Annotated in this window: 22 protein-coding genes and 1 tRNA gene; 18 read left to right on the forward strand and 5 right to left on the reverse strand. The window is 45.0% G+C overall.

Annotated elements, in window-relative coordinates:
- Positions 1-11 precede the first annotated feature (11 nt).
- The 9 genes from DMO16_RS01915 (at position 12) to DMO16_RS01950 (ending at position 10,514) form a co-directional block, all read left to right on the forward strand.
- On the forward strand, positions 12-2,789 hold the full coding sequence (locus tag DMO16_RS01915; RefSeq protein ID WP_129475026.1) for a 1,4-alpha-glucan branching protein domain-containing protein: 2,778 nt from the start codon (positions 12-14) through the stop codon (positions 2,787-2,789).
- 14 nt (positions 2,790-2,803) lie between these two features.
- On the forward strand, positions 2,804-5,215 hold the full coding sequence (locus DMO16_RS01920; protein WP_129475028.1) for a sugar phosphate nucleotidyltransferase: 2,412 nt from the start codon (positions 2,804-2,806) through the stop codon (positions 5,213-5,215).
- Between the two features lie 6 nt (positions 5,216-5,221).
- Positions 5,222-7,189: a glycoside hydrolase family 15 protein gene (locus DMO16_RS01925; RefSeq protein WP_129475030.1), complete on the forward strand. Its 1,968-nt coding sequence runs from the start codon at positions 5,222-5,224 to the stop codon at positions 7,187-7,189.
- A gap of 119 nt (positions 7,190-7,308) precedes the next feature.
- Complete coding sequence (rpmG, locus tag DMO16_RS01930) at positions 7,309-7,458, forward strand: 50S ribosomal protein L33 (protein WP_061971060.1); 150 nt, start codon at positions 7,309-7,311, stop codon at positions 7,456-7,458.
- 103 nt (positions 7,459-7,561) lie between these two features.
- Positions 7,562-8,134 carry a 5-formyltetrahydrofolate cyclo-ligase gene (locus DMO16_RS01935; protein WP_129475032.1) on the forward strand — a complete coding sequence of 191 codons (573 nt, stop codon included), beginning with the start codon at positions 7,562-7,564 and terminating at the stop codon, positions 8,132-8,134.
- Positions 8,134-8,928 carry a DUF92 domain-containing protein gene (locus DMO16_RS01940; protein ID WP_129475034.1) on the forward strand — a complete coding sequence of 265 codons (795 nt, stop codon included), beginning with the start codon at positions 8,134-8,136 and terminating at the stop codon, positions 8,926-8,928. The genes DMO16_RS01935 and DMO16_RS01940 overlap by 1 nt, the downstream gene beginning before the upstream one ends.
- Complete coding sequence (locus DMO16_RS01945; RefSeq protein WP_129475037.1) at positions 8,916-9,539, forward strand: molybdenum cofactor guanylyltransferase; 624 nt, start codon at positions 8,916-8,918, stop codon at positions 9,537-9,539. The genes DMO16_RS01940 and DMO16_RS01945 overlap by 13 nt, the downstream gene beginning before the upstream one ends.
- Before the next feature lie 44 nt (positions 9,540-9,583).
- Complete coding sequence (locus DMO16_RS24085) at positions 9,584-9,760, forward strand: hypothetical protein (RefSeq protein ID WP_164988836.1); 177 nt, start codon at positions 9,584-9,586, stop codon at positions 9,758-9,760.
- Positions 9,761-9,791: 31 nt separating this feature from the next.
- Complete coding sequence (locus DMO16_RS01950) at positions 9,792-10,514, forward strand: HAD family hydrolase (protein WP_129475039.1); 723 nt, start codon at positions 9,792-9,794, stop codon at positions 10,512-10,514.
- On the opposite strand, the gene DMO16_RS01955 is transcribed toward DMO16_RS01950, so the two are convergent.
- Complete coding sequence (locus tag DMO16_RS01955; protein WP_061971049.1) at positions 10,495-11,361, reverse strand: hypothetical protein; 867 nt, start codon at positions 11,359-11,361, stop codon at positions 10,495-10,497. The two genes, DMO16_RS01950 and DMO16_RS01955, sit on opposite strands and share 20 nt — an antisense overlap.
- A 128-nt stretch (positions 11,362-11,489) precedes the next feature.
- On the opposite strand from DMO16_RS01955, the gene DMO16_RS01960 reads away from it, so the two are divergent.
- From DMO16_RS01960 to DMO16_RS01980, 5 genes are all read left to right on the forward strand, one after another.
- Positions 11,490-12,530: a M42 family metallopeptidase gene (locus DMO16_RS01960; protein ID WP_129475041.1), complete on the forward strand. Its 1,041-nt coding sequence runs from the start codon at positions 11,490-11,492 to the stop codon at positions 12,528-12,530.
- A gap of 72 nt (positions 12,531-12,602) precedes the next feature.
- A complete protein-coding gene (locus DMO16_RS01965) occupies positions 12,603-12,794 on the forward strand; it encodes a YqgQ family protein (protein WP_129475043.1) in 192 nt (63 codons plus the stop codon).
- 27 nt (positions 12,795-12,821) lie between these two features.
- The gene (locus tag DMO16_RS01970) at positions 12,822-13,799 is read left to right on the forward strand and encodes an ROK family glucokinase (protein WP_129475045.1); all 978 of its coding nucleotides are present in this window, start codon (positions 12,822-12,824) and stop codon (positions 13,797-13,799) included.
- A 119-nt stretch (positions 13,800-13,918) separates the two neighbouring features.
- The gene (locus tag DMO16_RS01975) at positions 13,919-15,109 is read left to right on the forward strand and encodes a M14 family metallopeptidase (protein WP_129475048.1); all 1,191 of its coding nucleotides are present in this window, start codon (positions 13,919-13,921) and stop codon (positions 15,107-15,109) included.
- Positions 15,110-15,259: 150 nt separating this feature from the next.
- Positions 15,260-15,565, forward strand: coding sequence for an MTH1187 family thiamine-binding protein (locus DMO16_RS01980; protein ID WP_129475050.1), 306 nt, complete (start codon positions 15,260-15,262; stop codon positions 15,563-15,565).
- A gap of 54 nt (positions 15,566-15,619) precedes the next feature.
- Here the strand turns inward: DMO16_RS01980 and DMO16_RS01985 are convergent, their stop codons facing one another.
- Positions 15,620-15,802, reverse strand: coding sequence for a DUF2759 domain-containing protein (locus DMO16_RS01985; RefSeq protein ID WP_061971038.1), 183 nt, complete (start codon positions 15,800-15,802; stop codon positions 15,620-15,622).
- Between the two features lie 125 nt (positions 15,803-15,927).
- Positions 15,928-16,410 carry a hypothetical protein gene (locus tag DMO16_RS01990; RefSeq protein ID WP_129475052.1) on the reverse strand — a complete coding sequence of 161 codons (483 nt, stop codon included), beginning with the start codon at positions 16,408-16,410 and terminating at the stop codon, positions 15,928-15,930.
- A 72-nt stretch (positions 16,411-16,482) separates the two neighbouring features.
- Here DMO16_RS01990 and DMO16_RS01995 point away from each other — a divergent pair, with 72 nt between their 5' ends.
- Together DMO16_RS01995 and DMO16_RS02000 are read left to right on the forward strand one after the other, a co-directional pair.
- Positions 16,483-17,112, forward strand: coding sequence for an MBL fold metallo-hydrolase (locus DMO16_RS01995; protein ID WP_129475053.1), 630 nt, complete (start codon positions 16,483-16,485; stop codon positions 17,110-17,112).
- 1 nt (position 17,113) lies between these two features.
- Complete coding sequence (locus tag DMO16_RS02000) at positions 17,114-18,193, forward strand: class I SAM-dependent methyltransferase (RefSeq protein WP_129475055.1); 1,080 nt, start codon at positions 17,114-17,116, stop codon at positions 18,191-18,193.
- Positions 18,194-18,398: 205 nt separating this feature from the next.
- On the opposite strand, the gene DMO16_RS02005 is transcribed toward DMO16_RS02000, so the two are convergent.
- Positions 18,399-18,641, reverse strand: coding sequence for a DUF2626 domain-containing protein (locus DMO16_RS02005; protein ID WP_061971029.1), 243 nt, complete (start codon positions 18,639-18,641; stop codon positions 18,399-18,401).
- A 131-nt stretch (positions 18,642-18,772) separates the two neighbouring features.
- Positions 18,773-18,847 (reverse strand) — tRNA-Gln (locus DMO16_RS02010).
- An 87-nt stretch (positions 18,848-18,934) separates the two neighbouring features.
- On the opposite strand from DMO16_RS02010, the gene DMO16_RS02015 reads away from it, so the two are divergent.
- Both DMO16_RS02015 and DMO16_RS02020 read left to right on the forward strand, forming a co-directional pair.
- Entirely contained in the window at positions 18,935-19,435 is a 501-nt protein-coding gene (locus tag DMO16_RS02015) for an ATPase, T2SS/T4P/T4SS family (protein ID WP_241840417.1), read from the forward strand.
- 35 nt (positions 19,436-19,470) lie between these two features.
- Positions 19,471-20,970 (forward strand): recombinase family protein, encoded by a 1,500-nt coding sequence (locus tag DMO16_RS02020; RefSeq protein WP_129475059.1) that lies wholly within the window; start codon positions 19,471-19,473, stop codon positions 20,968-20,970.
- Positions 20,971-21,183 lie beyond the last annotated feature (213 nt).

Consider the following 21,183-nt stretch of genomic DNA (forward strand, 5'->3'; position numbering starts at 1 on the left):
GCTTTTAACCTATGAAAAGTGGATATTTCACATTTATACTGCATGCCCATCTTCCATACGTTAAGCATAAGGAAGCCAACCGCCTGGAAGAGCGATGGGTATTTGAAGCAATGACAGAAACCTACATCCCGTTGCTTTGGGCGCTGGACCGCCAGCCTGAAGGTTTTACGTGGAGTATTTCCTTTTCTCCCCCAGTAATGGAGATGCTGTCAGATCCTGTGCTTCAACGAAGATATCTGGAGTATTTGGACAGCACCGATCATTTAATCAAAAAAGAAAAGCTTCGATCCCTGGATCAAGAAGAAACTGAAGTGATTCGGTTTTACAGCGACCGTTATGAGAAAATCCGAGAGACGTTCTTCAAATGGAATCAGAATCTGCTCGATGGATTTAAGTATCATCACCAGCGTGGAGCGGTTGAATGCTTTACCACTGCAGCAACTCATGCCTTTTTGCCTTATATTCAAACGCATGAAGCACTGGAAGCGCAGGTGGATATGGGAATCAAAACTTTTAAGAAATACTTCGGTGAATTGCCAAAAGGCTTTTGGCTGCCTGAGTGTGCATATACTCCTGGCATTGATAAACTGCTCCATCAAAAAGGCATAAGATATACGTTTGTAGATGAACAAACTCTCCTGAACAGCAGTCCAAAAGCGACAAGAGGTATTGGTTCCCCCGTATTCTCACCGCACGGCGTCGCGCTCTTTCCAAGAAACCGCGAAATATCAGGAAAAGTATGGAGTTCAGTTGACGGATACCCTGGAGACCCTGACTATCGGGAGTTTTACCGCGATATTGCTTATAACAGGGATCTTGATTACATCCTTCCTCACATTCACCCCGAGGGAATCAGGATTGACACTGGCTTGAAATATCACAGGATCACGGGGTCTGTGGAACAAAAGCAAATTTATGTTCGCGAATGGGCGGAAGGAAAAGTGCAGCAGCATGCGGAGCATTTTGTTCAAACACTGGAACATACGCTCAGCGAAAAAGAAGAAGAATGCTATCCTCCGCATCTCATTACTGCTCCTTTTGACGCAGAGTTATTCGGCCACTGGTGGTATGAGGGAACAGACTGGATATCCGCTGTTCAGGAAGCCTGCAAGGGTAGGGTGGAATGGATTACGCCGGCTTCGTTCATCAACCGTCATTATCAGGACTTGCAAACGGTGCATGCCTCGTTTTCGACATGGGGCAGGAATGAGTACGGAGAAGTCTGGCTGAACGAAAAAAATGCCTGGATGTACCGCCACTTGCATAAATGCGAAAGAGAAATCATTACAGCAGCTGCTACACATTCGCCACTGACACCGGTAACCAAACGCTTCCTCAAGCAGATGATCCGGGAATGGATGCTTGCTGCAAGTTCAGATTGGGCATTTATAGTCGACAATGAGACGGCAGCACAATATGCGAATGAGCGGTTCAACACTCATATTGAACGGTTCCATATCATTAGAGAAATGTTAAACCAATCACCTAAAGACACAGCATCAATAGAAGCATTTGAACAGGACTTTCCATTTTTAAACGATATTGATACCAGCTATTTTGAAACTCCTCATGACCAATATATCCAACAACATCACAGCACCGTTTCTGAAACAAACAAATTAAAAGTCTTAATGCTTTCTTGGGAGTTCCCGCCAATGGTTGTCGGCGGACTGGCCCGGCACGTATTCGATCTCGCCAAAACGCTTGTAAAACAGGGTCAGGAGGTACACGTTGTCACCTGTCATGTGGATGGTTACCCGTCCTACGAAGTGAATCAGGGAATTCATGTGTACCGTGTACAATCCAATCAGCCACAAACTGATCAATTTTTCCATTGGACAGGCAGTTTGAATCTGGCCATCGCGGATCAGGGAAGGGAATTGGCAAAGAAAATTAACTTTGACTGCATCCATGCGCACGACTGGCTCGTTTGTGTAGCGGCCAAGGGTCTGAAGCATGAACTGAACATTCCGTTAATTGCCACCATCCATGCCACGGAACATGGGCGCAACAACGGCATTCATAATTCGCTTCAGTACGAGATCAATCAGAAGGAATGGGAGCTCTGTTATGAAGCGAGCGAAGTCATTGTCTGCAGCCCATACATGAAAGATGAAGTGGCGACCGTCTTCAGCGTTCCGGAGGATAAGATAACGATTCTTCCAAACGGGGTCGATCCTGAATTAATACAAACGGAAGAAGTGACCGACGGCTACCGGTTTAAGGAACCGCATGAAGTGCTTGTCTTTTCCGTCGGCCGTGTCGTAAAAGAAAAAGGGTTTCAGACCATCATTGATGCGGCTCATCTGATCAGGCAGCAAAATCAAAATATCAAATTTATCATTGCCGGCAAAGGGCCGATGCTTGATGAATACCGCAGCCGGGTTCATCAGGAAGGACTGGAAGGCACTGTCACCTTCAGCGGTTTTGTGTCGGATGAAGACCGCAATCGGCTGCTGTCTGAATGTGATATCGCATTGTTCCCAAGTTTGTATGAACCTTTTGGCATTGTGGCACTGGAGGGAATGGCTGCAGGAAAAGCAACCGTTGTTTCAGACACAGGCGGCTTGAAAGACATTGTCCGGCATGAAGAAACCGGATTGAAAATCTATCCGGGTAATGCAGAAAGCCTAGCATGGGCAGTCCTCTCGCTTGCTCGAAATGAACATCTGAGGCTTACTCTCGCCAGCAACGGCAAAAGAGAAGCGGAAACTGTTTTTAACTGGAATAAAATTGCTCAACAAACTAGCGCATTGTATCAACAATGTTTACAAAAAAATCCGGTATAAGGGGCTGTGTCTAAATGAAAGGTGTAATAATGGCTGGGGGAAAGGGAACCCGTCTTCGTCCGTTAACTTGTAACTTACCAAAACCAATGGTGCCGCTGCTTCATAAGCCTGTTATGGAGTATAGTATTGAATTACTAAAAAAATATGGCATCACGGACATTGCTGTCACGCTTCACTATATGCCAGAAGCGATCAAAAATTATTTTGGCGATGGCAGTGATTTTGGGGTGAATCTTCATTATTTTGAGGAAACCACTCCACTCGGAACTGCAGGCAGTATTAAAAATGCCGAGGAGTTTTTGGACGAGCGCTTTATTGTAATCAGCGGTGACGCATTAACCGACTTTGATCTATCCAAAGGCATCAATTATCATGCTGAAAAGGATTCACTCGTGACTATTTTTATGAAACAGGTGGAATCTCCGCTGGAATACGGCGTTATTATGACCAATCAGGATGGAGAAATCATCCGCTTCCTTGAAAAACCAAGCTGGAGCGAGGTTTTCAGTGATACAGTCAACACCGGAATTTATGTTCTCGAGCCGGAGATCTTTAACTATATGGATAAGGATGTACAAACAGATTTCAGTAAAGACTTATTCCCTCTTCTCATGAAAGAAGGGCGTCCATTGTACGGATTCCCTGCTGATGGATACTGGTCCGATATTGGCAGCCTGCAGCAATACCGCCAGTCTCACCGCGACATGCTGGATGGAGAGGTTAACCTGCCATTTTCGGGGCACGAAATCGATAAAGGAATCTGGGTAGGAAACAATGTGGTCATTGAGGACGGAGCGAAGCTGGAAAGCCCGGTTCATATAGCAGACGGAGCGGTTATCCGTTCAGGTGCAGATGTAAAAAGCTACACTGTTATCGGCCGAAACAATGTGATATCCTCCCATGCATCCTTGAAGAAGAGCATTCTCTGGCATGATGTGTATGTGGGTTCAGACTGTGAGCTTAGAGGCGCCACGCTGGCCAATGGCATCATGGTTGAACAGGGAGCGACCATTTATGAGCATGCAGTTGTTGGAAACCACTGCAAAATCGGAAAACGCTCCACATTAAAACCGGAAGTGAAGATTTGGCCAGAAAAAGAAATTTATGATGAGGCACTCGTTCATACATCTTTGATTTGGGGACGAAAAGCCACTAAATCGCTATTCGGCGGACGCGGGGTTTCCGGAATTGCCAACGTTGAAATTACACCAGATTATATTGCAAGACTTGCTTCAGCTTATGGCGCAGTGCTTCCCCACGGATGCCATATCGCCATCGCAAGCGATTCCCATTCTTTTTCCGAACTGATCAAAGGGGCATTCATTCAGGGGCTTTTGTCTTCAGGAATTAACACATGCGACACCAGCCCGACCGTAGCTCCTGTTGTGAGATTTGCGATTGAAGAAGACAACCTGCAAGGCGGCGTATACATCCGGTTCTCTAACAGAGGCGGAGAGAAGCAAGTGTTCATTGAATTTTATGATCATAAAGGCCTTCCCATCCACCCTGATCTCGAGAGAAAGATTGAAAACGCTTATTGGCAGGAAGATTATCGCCGTGCAGCCTTTGATATGATCGGAAAGGGGACACACAACAATTTCAAAAATGAAGAATATATCGAAGCGCTCCTTCACACGGTGAACACGAAGCGCATCAAAAATTCCAAATTTCGAATTGTCGTAAACTACAACCACCAGCCATATTTAAGTTTTATTCCGATTCTTTTCAACAAGCTGGACTGCGAATTTTTAACCGTACCATCCCAGACAGGAGCAGAGGAAATGGCATCATTCGTACGAGTGACCAATGCCAATCTTGGAATTCTCGTTGGAGAAGCCGGAGAAACACTCAGCTTGATCACTGAATCCGGAAAGCTGCTTGATGAAGAAACAATGCTGTCTCTGTATGTTCTGGTTACCTTCTATGAAGGAAAACAAAATGAAATGGCGATTCCGATTTATGGCTCATCTGACCTTGACAGCCTGGCCGGTCGTCTGAATGGAAGGCTCATCCGTACAAAAGCGAATCCACGGTCGATTATGGAAGTGGGCAGCGGAGTGATGAACTTCCAATACGATGCACAATATGCGCTTATTCACATTTTGGAGATGATGGCGACCCAGCAAATTTCGTTGTCCGAACTGGTCGATTTGCTGCCTAATGTGAATATGTTAAGAGAATACGTACCTTGTCCATGGGATAAAAAAGGAAAAGTCATGAGACGGTTAATGGAGGATATCCGGGATAATAATGTAGAACTGGTCGACGGGATTAAAGTCTTTCATCCTGAGGGCGGTTGGACGCTGATCCTTCCGGATGTAGAGCAGCCGATCTTTACCGTCTATTCCCAAGGATCAGATATGGATCAAGCGAAGGAAGCTGCAGCGGAATTTATTAATAAAATCCGGCAGTACCAGCAGGTCTGATCCCATATGCCAAGGGAGCTTGTGGCCGGAAACGGCAAGATTCTCGTTAACATCGATCGGCACCTTCAGATCAGAGATATCTATTACCCATATGTCGGACAACAAAATCACGTACAAGGACATGCCAACAGAGTGGGGATTTGGTCAGACGGCCAATTCTCCTGGCTTTCCTCTGAATCTTGGTCGATTCACAATGATTATCATAAAGATTCTCTTGTGACCTGCTGTACAGCAGAAAACAAGCAGATGGGCCTCCGTCTTGTTTTTGAGGACGGAGTTCATCAGCGTGAAAACATTTTTATTCGAAGAATTAAAGTGACGAATACCACACCTCACGAAAAAAAGATCAGGCTGTTTTTTCACCAGGATCTTAATATTTATGAAACAGAGGTCGGCGACACGGCCTATTTTGCCCCTGATTCACAATCCATCGTCCACTATAAAAAGAACCGCTACTTTTTGTTTAACGCCCTTTTTGGCAACAACGGCATCTCGCAGTATACGACCGGGATTAAACGGTTTCAAAGTGCAGAAGGAACATGGAAGGATGCGGAGGACGGCTCTCTTCATATCAATCCTATTGCACAGGGGTCTGTCGACAGCACCTTTTCCGTGGAGCATACGGTAGGCGGCGAGCAGACGGTTGAAGCCTTTTATTGGATGACGATCGGCCGCAACCGCGAAGAAGTGGTTGCCCTGAATGACTATGTCCAGGAAATCGGTCCTTCTTTAACGATAGATAAAATTTTAATCTACTGGCGAAGGTGGGCAAACAAGTCTCACTTTCCTGAAACCGACCTGAGCGATGAGATTCTCTCCCTCTATAAACGAAGCCTTCTTGTGGTACGGACACAAACCAATGAGAATGGCTATATCATGGCTGCAAATGATTCTGATATCCAGCAATATAACCGGGACCATTACAGCTATATGTGGCCGAGGGACGGGGCGCTTGTTGCGGCGGCGATCGCCAAGTCCGGTTACCAGGGAATGGTGAAAAACTTCTATCGAAGGTGTTCCGATGTCCTGACAAAGGAAGGCTATTTGCATCATAAATACAATCCGGACGGTTCCATTGGTTCCAGCTGGCATCCTACCATCGCAAAGAATGGCAAAGAGCAGCTGCCCATCCAGGAGGATGAAACAGCTCTCGTATTATGGGCGTTCTGGGAGCATTACAAAGAGACGGGGGACATCGAGTTTGCACAATCACTTTACCGGTCGCTGGTCAGACCAGGAGCCCGCTTTTTGCTGGGATTCATGGATGCAGCGCTGGACTTGCCAAACCCTTCGTACGATCTTTGGGAAGAAAGACGAGGCATTTTTTCTTTTACATGTGCGGGTGTTTACGGCGGTTTGATGGCTGCCCATAATTTTGCTCTTTTATTTGGGGAGGATGACCGGGCAGCTCGTTATAAAACGGGTGCCGAGCGCGTGAAAAAAGGGATAGAGGCGCATCTGTATGATGAAGAGGCGGGCCGGTTCCTGCGCGGCATCTACCTTGATGAAGAAACGCGCGAAATCAAAAAAGATTATACGATTGAAAGCAGCATTTACGGCTTGTTTGCCTTTGGGGTGTTTTCTCCGGATGATCCGCGCATCCGTTCCACCATGGAAGCGATTGAGCGTGAGCTCTATATCAAAACGGATGTCGGCGGTGTTGCCCGTTATTTTAACGATTATTATTTCCAGCAAACCCATGAGGTGGATAAAGTTCCCGGTAATCCATGGATCATCTGCACTCTTTGGCTGGCAAAGTGGAAGATCTATACGGCACAGAGTTTATCAGAATTGCAGGAATGCCGGCACTATCTTGATTGGGTCGCTGACCATGCGTTTACGAGTGGAGTTCTTCCCGAACAACTGCATCCTTTTACCGGTGATCCGCTCTCAGTGGCACCGCTGACCTGGTCTCACGCCACGTTTGCTGATGTGGTCGTGGATTACATGAAAGCTTATGAACGTCTTCAATAAATACCACTTGCTGAAATTGACTGTGTCTGCTATTATATTAAAGTATGAATTAATTTGGAAACAAATCAATCAAAGCAGTACACCATTTTTGTAATGGTTAAGGTTTGGAGGGAAAATACATGCGTGTAAACATCACTCTTGCTTGCACTGAGACTGGTGATCGCAATTACATCACTAAGAAAAACAAGCGTAATAACCCAGAGCGTCTGGAGCTTAAAAAATACAGCCCACGACTAAAAAGATACACATTGCACCGTGAAACGAAGTAATGTACGAAAGGCCGCCACATTCCTTATGGAAGACTGGCGGCTTTTTTCATGGCGCGGACCCTGGTAAAATAAGAATATTAATCACACATAAGAGGAGCTGCTCATGGAAACAAAAAAGGAATTGCGCAAAATGATGAAGGATCAACTCCTTTCATTCGATCCGGCCGTACATAAAAGAAAAAGCGGAGATATCGCTCAGCATTTGTTCAGCCTGCCGGTATGGAAAAACGCAAAGCATATTGGAATTACGGTTTCCAGAGGGTTTGAAGTGGATACGAAACAGATCATACAAAAAGCATGGGATGATGAAAAAAAGGTGAGTGTGCCAAAGTGCAGTACGGTCGGTGAACGGCTGATGGATTTTCATCGGATTACATCGTTCCAGGAACTTGAAAATGTCTATATGGATCTTTATGAACCAATCATGGGCATAACAGAACTTACACCGCCGGAGGATATGGATCTTATGGTTGTTCCTGGATTGATTTTTAATCCCGAAGGCTACCGCATTGGATTTGGGGGTGGTTTTTATGACCGGTATCTCTCCGGTTACCATGGCACAACCGTTTCACTTGCCTTTGATATTCAGTATATGAACAGTATTCCGGTTGAACCGTTTGATATACCTGTGGAGTACATTATTACGGATAAAGGCCTCAAGAAGGACGGAAGGTGATGGCTTTTGCCCTTTTTATGGTGGTTCTCGCCTTGTTTGTCGCGATTGCTTATAAGATTCGGATGCTGACACTGGGTGGTGCATTTTCGAGCTGGGGGATTGGCGTAGTGGTTTGCGCGGCTTTTGGATATCGGGGCTTGGGTTTATTGCTGTTGTTCTTTATCAGCTCATCATTATTGAGCAAATGGGGAAAAGAGAAAAAGAAGAAGCTGCGCACTTTGTCGGTTGAATCAAAGGGAAGAAATGCAGGACAGGTCTTTGCCAACGGAGGGGCTGCGTTTCTGGCGGGTGCAGGTTTTCTGTTTTTTTCACATCCTTTCTGGCTTGCCCTGTTTATTGCCAGTCTGGGAGAAGCGGCTGCTGATACGTGGGCTTCAGAAGTTGGTGTTCTTTCAAAAGGTGAGCCGTATCATATCTTGCGCAGAACCCGGGTGGAACGGGGAATATCAGGAGCTGTTTCTGCACTCGGACTGACAGCGGCTGCGTTGGGCTCGCTCTTAATCAGTGTCACAGGTGCTTTGTTGTTTTTTGAAGGCAAATGGGCTTTTTATGTTTTCCTTATAACTTTTTTAGGAGGATTCCTCGGTAATATACTCGATACTATTATTGGAGGCACGGTGCAGCTTGGCTTTCGCTGTCCAGTATGCGGAGCTGAAGTTGAAGTGCACATACATTGCGGGGTACCAACTGAACAAATCAAGGGCTGGTCTTCGGTCAACAATAACACGGTCAATTTTATTTCGAGCACGCTGGCAGGTGTCGCGGCAGGGGTGATGATGTTTTGGGTTCTTTAAGGAAGCTACACAGGACAGGCATTGTGCTGGCAGGGGGCGGATCGACGCGTTTTCCGTTTCATAAAGCGTTCGCAAGGTATAAAGATAGGTATTTTTATGAACTTGCGGTTGGTTGTTTGAAACAAATAACGGATCAGGTTGTCATCGTATCACGGAGTGACATATCGGACCGAATGAAGCATGCAGATGCAAAATTAATATTCGACTTTCCCCAGTATCAGGGTCAAGGGCCACTTGCTGGAATTCTTTCGGGGATGGAAAGCGGAGAGGAGTCGGATTGGTATGCGGTCGCGACCTGTGATATGCCGTTTGTTATGCCCCTCCTGTTTGAGAAGCTGTTCTCCATAGCAGATCAGAAACCGGGAACCCAGGCTGTTGTTCCTGTGGCCGCAGGCAGAAATCAACCGCTCGCCGCCATCTATCATAAAAGCTGCAAGAGTCACATTGTGCGGCTGCTTTTGGAGGAAAGGCGAAGCATGTACGGCTTGCTGCAGTCGGTGAATACCATTTTTGTTGAGGCAGAGGATTATGATCTTCCTCAGGAGATGTTTATCAACATCAACACGGCTGATGAGTACAAGCAATATATCGAAAACGGGCGATTCGAATAATTTCAGGTATCTATGCAAAAAGTAAGGACAAGGAGGAATGTTCTGTGACCAGATTTTTCATCAAGCTTGTCCTTTTTGTTGCTTTGGTTCTGATTGGTTATCAATATCGATACCGGCTGCTGAACGTCATACTTGGAGTGCCACTGATCCGGCGTGTGGCGGTTGGCAAAATGATGTCGTTTCCAGGTGTCCGTGATAAATTTATGAAAGAAATGTTTTGAGGCGCTTTTTTGCGCCTCTTCTTTTATCGTCATGAAAGTGGATGCTGTCTTTTTTGATTTGGATAATACGCTATATGATTATGAACGGGCATTCCGGCTAGCTGCTCTTCAAAGCTTTACAGAACTCTGGAAAGAAGGGAACATTACTGGAGAGGCAGCAACAAGCGCCGAACAATGGTTCCGGCGCTTTAAATCTTGCTGTGACCGGTTCTGGGGAGAGTATGAAAACGGTCAACTTTCACGGTCCGCTTATCAGAAAAAGAGATTTTTACACTCTTTAAAGGAGTGCGGGCTGTTATCAGTTTCCAGAGATGCCCTCTCGTTTGAACAACTTCTTCGCCATTATATTTCTTCCTATTGTGTGCTTTTCGCCGGTATGGATGGGCTGCTTCAAGCATTAAAGGACCACCAGATCCTTACGGGGATCATTACCAACGGGGAAGAGGTGCTACAGAAGAAAAAAATAAAGGCTTTATCACTTGATCACTGGATATCTTCCGAAACGGTTTTTATTTCGGATACGATGCCATTAAAAAAACCAGATCCCAAGATTTTCTCCCTTGTTCAAAAGCAATCCGGCTGCAAACATCCCTTGTACGTGGGTGACACGTGGGAGCTTGATATCCTGCCCGCCAAAAAAGCGGGATGGGAGGCCATCTGGATGACAACCCAGAATGCAAAAACAGAGAATGCCCTACATGCAGCCTTCTCCATTTGTCAACTGCACAAACTTCTTATCTCGTATATTGAATAAGCTGGATGAATTCCCCATCCTTCAGTTTAAACAACACCATCAGATGGGTTTTGTCTTTACTGAACATAATCAGCGGCATACTGCTGCCGACCGGGCTGACCTTTTGGCCGTTGCTTTTCTTCACCCCGAGAAAATAATTTTTGTAGAGCCCTTCCCACAAGTTTCCAATAATCTTATTGGTTTGGTCCTGTGTAAAGCCGGGGAGAGGCTTCTTTTGGTATTGAGGCAGGTCTGCGAGAGCAACAGAGTAGTAATTTGCACCGGTTACATTGTAAAATTGTTTTGCGCCGTTCCATGTTTTTTGCAGATAAGAGTAGGTTTTAACATCCAGCTTAGTTTTCGCAGTCCGTTCTGCCTGTGTTTGTGGCTTTTGGAACGACGCGAAGGAAGCTCCCTTTTGATAGATGTACATACTTTGTCCGCTCATGTCCTGGGCACTTCGATACGTGTTTTCATTTTTGTGGATTTCGGCATAATGAAAACTGACGCTCTGGGACAGCCGTTCATTTCGTCCGGACACCTTTTTGGATTCTTCGATGCTTTTGGTATCCTGTTTCCATTTATTCATGGTGCTGGCCAGGACGCCGTTGCCATACAACAGGGAGATATCCTGACGAAGATAGACCGGCTGATTGGTTTCAGAAGCCACGTTCCACTGAAGAGTATAGTTTTCAGGGGTGGAACCGCTCAAATGCACGCTTGTATTGGCTTTTGTAAAATAGACCTGATTATCAATCGGAAAGAAAATGATGCTTTCTTTTACAGGTTCTTTGCCAAAAAGATACATAAAAAAGAGGATTGCGAAAAATGCAGGAAGAACAATGCCGAGCCAATTTCTCATTTTCATCTTATAACCACCCCGTTGGACAGACTGTTGTTCCATGTGTATGCAGCAAACGTTAAAGAAAGAAGAAGGAAATGAGAGGAACGAAAAGAAATCGTTAAAAGAAGAATTAGATAGGAGAGAGGCATTTAATGATTAATGAACAAGAAATTGTACAGAACATTAAGGATCTGGTCAGCATTCCAAGCCCTTCAGGCTTTACAGGGGATGCCATTTCCTATGTCAGTGATTTTCTCAAGAAAGAAAATGTGCCGTTTTACCTGAACCATAAAGGGGGATTGATAGCCACCCTGAAAGGAAAAGACGACAGCAAGCATCGTCTGCTGACGGCTCATGTAGATACGCTTGGAGCGATGGTGAAGGAAATCAAAAGCAGCGGGCGACTGAAGCTCACGATGATCGGCGGTTTCCGTTGGAATGCTGTGGAAGGTGAATATTGCAAGATTCATACAGCAGACGGAAAAACGTATACAGGTACCATCCTCATGCATCAGACCTCGGTCCATGTGTATAAAGATGCCGGCGATGCGAAGCGCGATGAGCAAAATATCGAAGTGCGGATTGATGAAGTAGTAAAAACAAAAGAAGAAACAGAAAAGCTCGGCATATCTGTAGGAGATTTTGTTTCTTTCGAACCGCGTGTGGAAATCACGGAAAGCGGGTTTATTAAATCCAGGCATCTGGATGACAAAGCCAGTGTCGGCATCCTCATGCACCTCATCAAGCTGATCAAAGACAACAACATCGAACTTCCTTATACTGTTAATTTACTGATCTCCAACAATGAAGAGATCGGTTATGGAGGCAATTCCAATATCACAGAAGAGACAGTAGAATACATCGCGGTTGACATGGGCGCCATTGGAGACGGACAATCCACCGACGAGTACAGTGTTTCCATTTGTGCGAAAGATTCAAGCGGCCCTTACCACTACGAACTGCGCAAACATTTGGTGAAGCTTGCTCAGGAACACAGTGTCGATTACCGCGTGGACATCTATCCTTATTATGGTTCCGATGCTTCGGCGGCAATCAAGGCAGGCTTTGATATCAAGCATGGACTTGTCGGGGCAGGAATTGCCGATTCCCATGCCTATGAGCGCACCCATGTGAGCTCGCTTCGCCATACGGCAAATTTGCTCCTTCATTACGTACAATCGGAACTTGCATAAAAAGCGAAAGAAACCGCTGTCTTTTCAGCGGTTTTTTTCGTCAGTCTCTGCTATAATAAGCAGGGTGATAAAATGAAAACGCTATACGACGTACAGCAGCTATTAAAAAGGTTTGGCATCTTCATTTATACAGGCCATCGCCTCGCGGACCTGGAACTGATGGAGGAAGAAGTGCGATCTCTGTATGAGTCAGGGATGATGGATCGGCAGGACTATAAGATGGCGCTTCTTGTGATCAAGTCAAACATGCAAAAATACAGCTAATTAAAATTCATATAAAGGGTGACAGCAATGGATGAGAAATGGTATGTAGGCGTAGATTTGGGCGGAACAACAATCAAGATGGCATTCATCAGCGATTATGGCGACCTGATTAAAAAATGGGAAATTCCTACGGATATTTCGGAAAAAGGAAAGAACATCACAAAGGACATCGCCAAGAGCATTGATTCTGTGCTGGAAGAGCTTGGAGCCAGCAAGTCGAGACTCCATGGCATTGGAATGGGTGCCCCTGGATTTATTGACTTGTCGAGAGGATTCATTTACCACGCGGTCAATATCGGCTGGGTGAACTTTCCGTTAAAAGAACGCTTGGAAATGGAAACCGGTCTTCCGGTAGTCGTGGACAATGACGCTAACCTGGCTGCTGTAGGCGAGATGTGGAGAGGCGCCGGAGATGGTGCGAAAGATCTTCTCTGTGTCACGCTCGGAACGGGAGTCGGCGGCGGAATTGTTTCCAACGGAAAAATTGTTCACGGCAAAAACGGCATGGGCGGGGAAATCGGCCACATCACAGCGATTCCTGAAGGTGGTGCTCCATGCAATTGCGGAAAGACAGGATGTATCGAAACAGTGGCCTCGGCAACAGGCATCTGCCGTTTGGCCAGAGAAGGACTGCAGAATTATCCTGACTCGCTCTTGCACAAGGAAGAGGAAAAGGAAGGCGGTATCACGGCCAAGGATGTTTTTGATGCGGCTGACCAAAAAGATGAGCTGGCTCTTTATGTGCTTGAGCTTGTCGGTTATCACCTCGGCTTTATGCTTGCCAACCTTGGATGTACCATCAACCCTGGAAAAATTGTTCTTGGCGGCGGTGTGTCAAAAGCAGGGGATAAAATCCTTGACCCGGTTAAACGAAACTTTGAAAAGTTCGCCCTTCCCCTTGTGAAAGAAGGAGCAGAGTTTGCGATCGCTTCCTTAGGAAACGATGCCGGTGTCTACGGTGGAGCTTATATGGCCAAGACCCTTCATGAAGAAACGGTAATGTAATCAAATAACGTTAAGAAGAAACCATGCTTATGACTCAAGCATGGTTTTCTTTATTTTCATATCCTCTGTGTGAGACGAATAATATGAAAGGTAGAAGCGAAATACAGGAGGAGGAGCTTATGAAGATAACGGTAAGAAAAGGAGATACGTTCTCCTACTACAGCCAATTATTCGATCTCCCCTTGCAGCTGCTGCTTGATTCCAACCCTAACCTGAATCCGGACGCGTTGCAGCCGGGATCTTTCGTACGGCTGCCTGGATATTTTGCAGAGGGTATACCGATCAATCATGGAGATACAGTACATTCCATCTCTCAAACCTGCCGTGTTCACCCAGATGCCATATGTTTGTTGAATCCGCTCGTTAATATCCAGTCGCTTCAGATTGGTGAAAGGTTGTTCGTGCCAAAGCGTGCATCAGGAAGAGTGGTCTCCTCAGGCGTACCTTATGACTATCCTACGCTTCAAAAGGACCTTCGGAAGGTATGTGAACTGTATCCCTTTATACAGAGTGATATCATTGGGCACTCGGTTTTAAAAAAAGAACTAGTTCAGCTGAAATGGGGAAGAGGAACAAAAAAAGTGCACGTTAATGCTTCTTTTCATGCAAATGAATGGATTACTACGGGGATATTAATGACCTTTTTGAATGATTACCTGCTCGCTCTTACCAACAACATCCCGATCCGCGGGGTGAATATGCTTACTCTCTATGAACAAACAACACTGTCTGCTGTACCAATGGTGGATCCGGACGGCGTGGATCTTGTGCTGCATGGACCGCCTGTGCAGGAACCTTTTCATAGTCTTGTTAAGTCCCTAAATAAGGAGTCAATTGACTTTAAAGACTGGAAAGCCAATATCCGGGGAGTAGACCTGAATAATCAGCTTCCAGCCCGTTGGGAAAAAGAAAAAGTTCGGAAGCCGCAGGAAGCGGCCCCAAGGGATTATCCCGGGGACTATCCGCTTTCCGAGCCGGAAGCCCGGGCGATGGCAGATCTCGCCTTCGAGGAGGATTTTGACCGGGTCATTGCTCTCCATACACAGGGGAAGGAGTTTTACTGGGGGTTTGAAAAGGAAGAACCGCCTGAAGCGGAAGACATTGCCCGGGAGTTTGAGAGAGTCAGCGGCTACAAAGCTGTACAGTATGTTGACAGTTTTGCCGGCTATAAAGACTGGTTCATCCAGGAATTTCGCCGTCCGGGCTTTACAATTGAACTCGGCTACGGAGTCAATCCTCTGCCGCTCTCACAGTTTGATGAAATCTACGAGGATACACTCGGGATTTTTCTTGCGGGTCTTTATATGTAAAAATGAAGATTTTTCCGCCAGGCACCAGGGGCTTCCCGGGTGTCTTTTTTTCTGCTGATTTTCTTAACCTCTCACTTTACGTTCGTTTTTTCGAATTGCTAGGAAACATGATAAACTGATAAGGAATTCATATTTATGGAGGTAAGAAAAATGGCCATTATTGATATTACCGTGATTCCGATTGGGACAGAGACTCCCAGTGTCAGCAAGTATGTGGCCGGAATTCAGCGTGTACTGGAAAGCTATGGAGAGCAGATCAACTATGAACTGACACCCATGAACACGATTGTTGAAGGGGAGCTGGAGGTGCTGCTGCAAGTGATCAAAGATATGCATGAGGCTCCTTTTGCTCAGGGGATCGAGCGCGTGGCCACCAATATCCGCATTGATGACCGCAGAGACAAGCCATCCACGATGAAATCGAAGCTTGAGAGTGTCAGAGCCCAAATGAAATAAAAAAACAAAAACCCATCGGCACAGGAAGTGCGCGATGGGTTTTTGTTAGTTGGTTTAGTGACCTGAAGAGCCTCCGCCTGTGAACACATCAATAAAGGTCATAACGGTAAACCAGCCGAATACGGCCAATGTAAGGAATGCAAAACCGGAACCTAACATATTTTTAATTTTTAAAGAACGCAGTAAACCTAGAGCAGCTAAAATCGTTACAATAGCAAAAATGATGGCTAATCCCATATCCTATGCCCCCTTACTCTGTAGTAATCTAAGTTCTTCCTAAATTTCCTATGTATAGCAAATCAGACGGATACTACCTTGTACTATTTTACTTGTTTTGTAACCGTTTGTACAGTGTCCTTTTTTCACAAATCTACCGTAATGGAGACATTGTAAGCACTTGCATATTTTTCAATGAGTTCCCGCTCAGTCCGGTCCGCATAATAGATTTCCTTTTGTTTTTTTCTTTCGGTTCCAAGCAGATGCTCCTCCAATTGAAACAAAAACTGGTCCGTCTCTCCGGACTGCGGGTTTGAAAGGTGAAAACCGAACGTGAGATCCCCATATAGGTAATAGTGATGTGCAGCGGAAAGAAGCCCGTAATCGTAAAAGCGATCGGTCGGCTGGAACGTTTCCATGCGGAGTAGTGGATGGATATCTTCAAACATGCCTTGTGATTCATAATACTCCTTTAACCGCAACGCTTCTTCCTTGGTTTCAACAATGGCAATCTCACCGTCCCTGTCTGAAACCGAAACGAGGCTTGCCGTCTTTCTGACCACCTGAGCAAGAGCACCCGGCTTTTTGGTGATGTTCGGTTTCATTTCAATCCCATAGCAAAGCGTCACATGTCTTTCCTCCACATCGTTTTTGTTTTTAGTGTAAAATAGGGAGAAACAGATTGCAATGGAGGGATAGCTATGAGTTGGGAACGATTGACGGTCGGCCCTATTCAGGAAAATACATATGTATTGTGGAATAAAAAAAAGGAAGGAATCATTTTTGATCCGGGAAGTGAAGGCAAGAAAATCATTTCCTTGATCGAAAAAAGGGGAGTTAAGCCGCTTGCCATCCTTCTGACGCATGCGCATTTTGACCATATTGGTGCAGTGGATGAAGTCCGTGAAAAATGGGGCATTCCGGTTTACATACATAAGAAGGAAGAGGACTGGCTCGGAGACACGAGCAAAAACGGTTCGGCTCATTTTATGCAGCGAATTGTCGCCAAGGATGCTGACCATCTGATTACTGAGGAGGGTGAGTTAAAAATCGGCAGCTTTACCTTTAAAGTATTTGAAACACCGGGGCATTCCCCGGGAAGTGTTTCGTATTATGCAGAAGAAGAGGAGGTTGTTTTCTCGGGAGACGCGCTCTTTTCCGGCAGCATTGGAAGGACCGACCTGTACGGCGGCAACCACGAGCTTTTACTAAAAAGTATCCACGACAAGCTCTTACATCTTCCTGAAGAAACGCTCGTTCTTTCCGGCCATGGCCCGGAAACGTCCATTGGTGCCGAAATGGACTCCAATCCTTTCTTAAGCGGTTTTTGATATGCTCTCCGTCATCCGGGAACGCATAAAAAATGCCCCAGGCGGCTCCATCACTTATGCGGAATTCATGGAAATGGCTCTGTATCATCCGGAACATGGTTACTATCAAAAGAATAAAACAAAAATTGGCCGGAACGGGGATTTTTATACGAGCAGCTCAGCTTCCGCGGTGTATGGCGCCATTTGGGCCGATGTTTTTTATTTCATGTTCAGGGAGCTCGGATTATCTTCATATGTCCTATGCGAAATCGGGGCAGGAGACGGCTCCTTTGCCAGAAGCGTTCTTGACGAATGGCAGGCGAAAGGATACCCGGCACTGGAGTATGTGGTGATCGAATCGAGCCCGTATCATGCGGAACAAATCGGCAGGAAGCTCGAAAATCATTCTTGGTCGCACTATTCAACTCTTGAGGAATTTCAGTCCTTGTGTCCCTTTTTTCATGGCATTGTTTTTGGAAATGAGCTGCTCGATGCCATGCCGGTTCATGTGGTCAGGCAAACATCAAGCGGTTTGAAAGAAATTCAGGTGTCTCTGAACGAAACTGGGGACCTTATCGATGTTGCTGTCCGTGCGGATGATCAACTTAGGAAGTGGATCGAGGAATACCATGGAGAACTGGAACCCGGACAAACGATGGAAATTCCGCTTGCTATGACCAGCTGGCTCGGTAAGCTGTATGAATGGATAGGGCGCGGATATGTGGTTTTTGTTGATTATGGTTATTCAGAAGAGGAATGGCGGCAGCCGGAGATTAGTGAAGGAAGCTTGCGGGGCTATTACCGCCACCAGCTCATTCCAAATCCGCTGTCTTATCCGGGAGAGATGGATCTGACCTCCCATGTTCACTGGGACTGCATCAGAAAAGTGGGGGAAGATTATGGATGTCCAACATCCAGCTTCCAATCGCAGCAGGAATTTTTGCTGGAAAACGGGATACTGCATCACCTGGCTGAAAACGTAAGCAAGGATCCTTTTTCTTCTGAACATAAAAAAAACCGTGCGATCCGCTCGTTGATCATGGACCACAGCATCAGCCGGTATTTTCAAATATTGATCCAAAAAAAAGACGGCTGCTTTTAAGCAACCGTTTTCTTTTTTTCGTAGAAGTAATGTCCAGCTTCAGCGTCCAGGGCTGAAAACTCGTTTTCAGCATAAGTCCTCGAAAGACGAAATTGAATTCCATTTCGTCATCGGTCGCTTCACTCTTACTCCACAACACAAAAAGCGTGTTGTTGTGTAAGACCTCCAGCGCTTGTCAGACTTTAAAGGCCACTTACGCTTTTCTTTAGTGACCGCCACCGGGAGTCATCATGAATGTTGTCCAGTATGTAAAGCCGACAAAAAAGACTGTTAAATAAGCGCCAAAAATATAAATATACATACGCTCAGATAAATTCAGGTAACTTAATGAAACAAATAAAATGGTTTGGCCCAAAAATAATAGAGACATGTCAGTCAGATCTCCAAGATAGGCCATTACTGCAATAATTCCAGTCCAAAAGCCCAAAACCTTGTACATTCTTGCCATATGTATCCCTCCCTTTTCACCGAAGAACTCACCTGTATTATATATGAATTTTTACACAATTGTAAATGCCAATCTAACTGGATTTGGAAAAACAAAAAAAGAACACAAAGTAGGTGTTCTTTCACAAAAGATGGCTGGGCTAGCTGGATTCGAACCAACGAGTGACGGAGTCAAAGTCCGTTGCCTTACCACTTGGCTATAGCCCATCGGCACTACTTCTAGTATGGCTCGTGTCGAACGAAATATACAAAAAAAGATGTTTTTTTAAAAGGGAATGCTTGTATCCTGTCGAATTGAATCAGAAACCACAGAAAGAAGGTGATAGTTCATTGCCAATTGAATCAAAAAGCAAAGAATTGCTTCAGCTAGCCTCCAGAACCAATGCCTCCGATATCCATTTTGTACCCCTGCGCAATCAAGGGATGATCCAGCTTCGGGTGGACGGTCAGCTGCACCCGATTGAAAAAGTCCCGTACGTGTTTTTCGAGCGGCTCGTTTCCCATTTTAAATTTAAGGCCGGAATGGACATTGGAGAAAAGCGCAGGCCCCAGGACGGCTCGATGGACCTTGATCTGAACGGAACATTCCTTCATCTCCGGCTCTCCACGCTGCCAACGGCTTTCCATGAAAGTCTAGTGATCCGGTTGCTCCCCCAAAGTGGACCAGCCCATTTCGAATCGCTTGCTCTTTTTCCTCACTCCCTGAAAGGCCTTCATTCATTACTCAACCGCTCAAGCGGACTTATCCTCTTTTCTGGTCCGACAAGTTCCGTTAGTGGGGAGAATCTGATATAATAGACACAAAAATATCAAGGAGTTTCGATATATCAATGAGTACAAACGATTACATAAAAAATGTAGCTATATATTTAAGAGCGTCACGTGATGAAGAAAAAAAAGGAATTGAAGAAACTTTGGACACTCACAGACGCAGGTTAACCAAGCTGTGTAATGAACGAAATTGGAAACATACAATTTATCAAGAAATTGGTTCAAGCCAAAATATAAATGAACAATTGAATGCTATGCTGGAAAAATTGGATGAGTATGATGCTGTAGTTGTTCATGCTACAGACAGGCTTGGGAGGAACAAACTCGCTCAGGCACAAGTACAAGAAACAATAAAAAGAAAACGTGTCTTACTTGTAACGCCTGACAGGATTTATGATTTAAATTCAACTACGGACAGTTTGTATAAAGACATGGAAGACATGTTTTCGGCGCACGAATATATGAAAATCAGAGAGCGTTTAATGAACGGGAAAAATGGTTTATCTGAAAAAGGATTGTGGGCGCATGGAAAACCACCACTGGGATATGACAAAGACACAAAAACAAGAAAATTGGTTCCCAACGAGCAAGCAAAACACATTCATTTTATTTTCAATTCACTTATCGAGGGAAAAACTGTTTCTGAAGTTTTTACAGCTTTAAACAACATGGGTGTAAAAACAAAGACTGGAAGCAAGTTTAACTTCCGAGCAATAGAGCGAATTGTTAACAATGAAGCCTATAAAGGCACGTTGGTCTATCATCAATATGAATCGCTCGATGAGTACAGAAAAGACCAAAAACGAAAAAAAACTAAACAACGTCCAAAGGATGAATGGAAGCGGATACCAGATGCTCATACTGCCATCATTGATGAAGTCACTTGGGAAAAAGCTAACCGCATTGTGAATACATATGCTTTTGCAGCTCCGAGAGCCAAAAACAGTATATATCCGACTACAAAACTTTTACGCTGTGGTGTATGCGGAAAATTTCAAGGCGCTCAGTTCACCGAAAAAGTTCAAAAATATTATCTGAAATCCTGTACAAAATGTGGCAACCAAGCATTTCCGTATTTGCCAGTAATGAAAATGATTAAAGAAGAAGTTACCCGCTACAGTAAAGGGTTTGTCGAAGTGATAAAGCTTGCTGAACAAGCGGATAACACCAATCACAATGAATATCAACGAACGCAGATAAATAAGCAAATTCAGGTAGCTGAACGAGCACTTGATAAACTGCTTCCGTTATATGAAGAAGATGAAATAACGCTCAATCAATTTCGTGAACGGAAAAAGAAGCGGGAGGAAGAAATCGAGCATTTGCAGAAGGAGCTTGAGAAATTAAAGAAGGAAAACCCTGAGGTGAAATTAGCGACCTTGCAAGATATGAAAAAGCACATGGAGTATCTGATGGGGAACTGGGAAATCATTGACGGAGAAGGTATGACCAATGAGCAATTGAACCGAAGCTTGCACATTCTCATTGAACAAATTGATTGGACGTACCCAAAAGGCGAAGATGTTGCTCCGAAGTTGAATATCAAATTCATATCATAATCGCTCCAGACGCCGTAGTTTCGTTGCTACGGTGTTTTTTGTGTTTCATGAACAAATTGACTCAAAGTCTAAGGAAAATACGCCTTAACGCTGAACAATACGTTTCAATAACGAATTGAGTAGCAAGAGAGTATTCAGGGTAAAAAAATTCATCCCGCAAATTGAAATAATTGGTATAATTGTAAAGGGTAAATATTTTGTTTATAGAAAGGG

The sequence above is a fragment of the Fictibacillus sp. S7 genome (assembly GCF_004127935.1).
Taxonomy (GTDB): domain Bacteria; phylum Bacillota; class Bacilli; order Bacillales; family Fictibacillaceae; genus Fictibacillus_C; species Fictibacillus_C enclensis.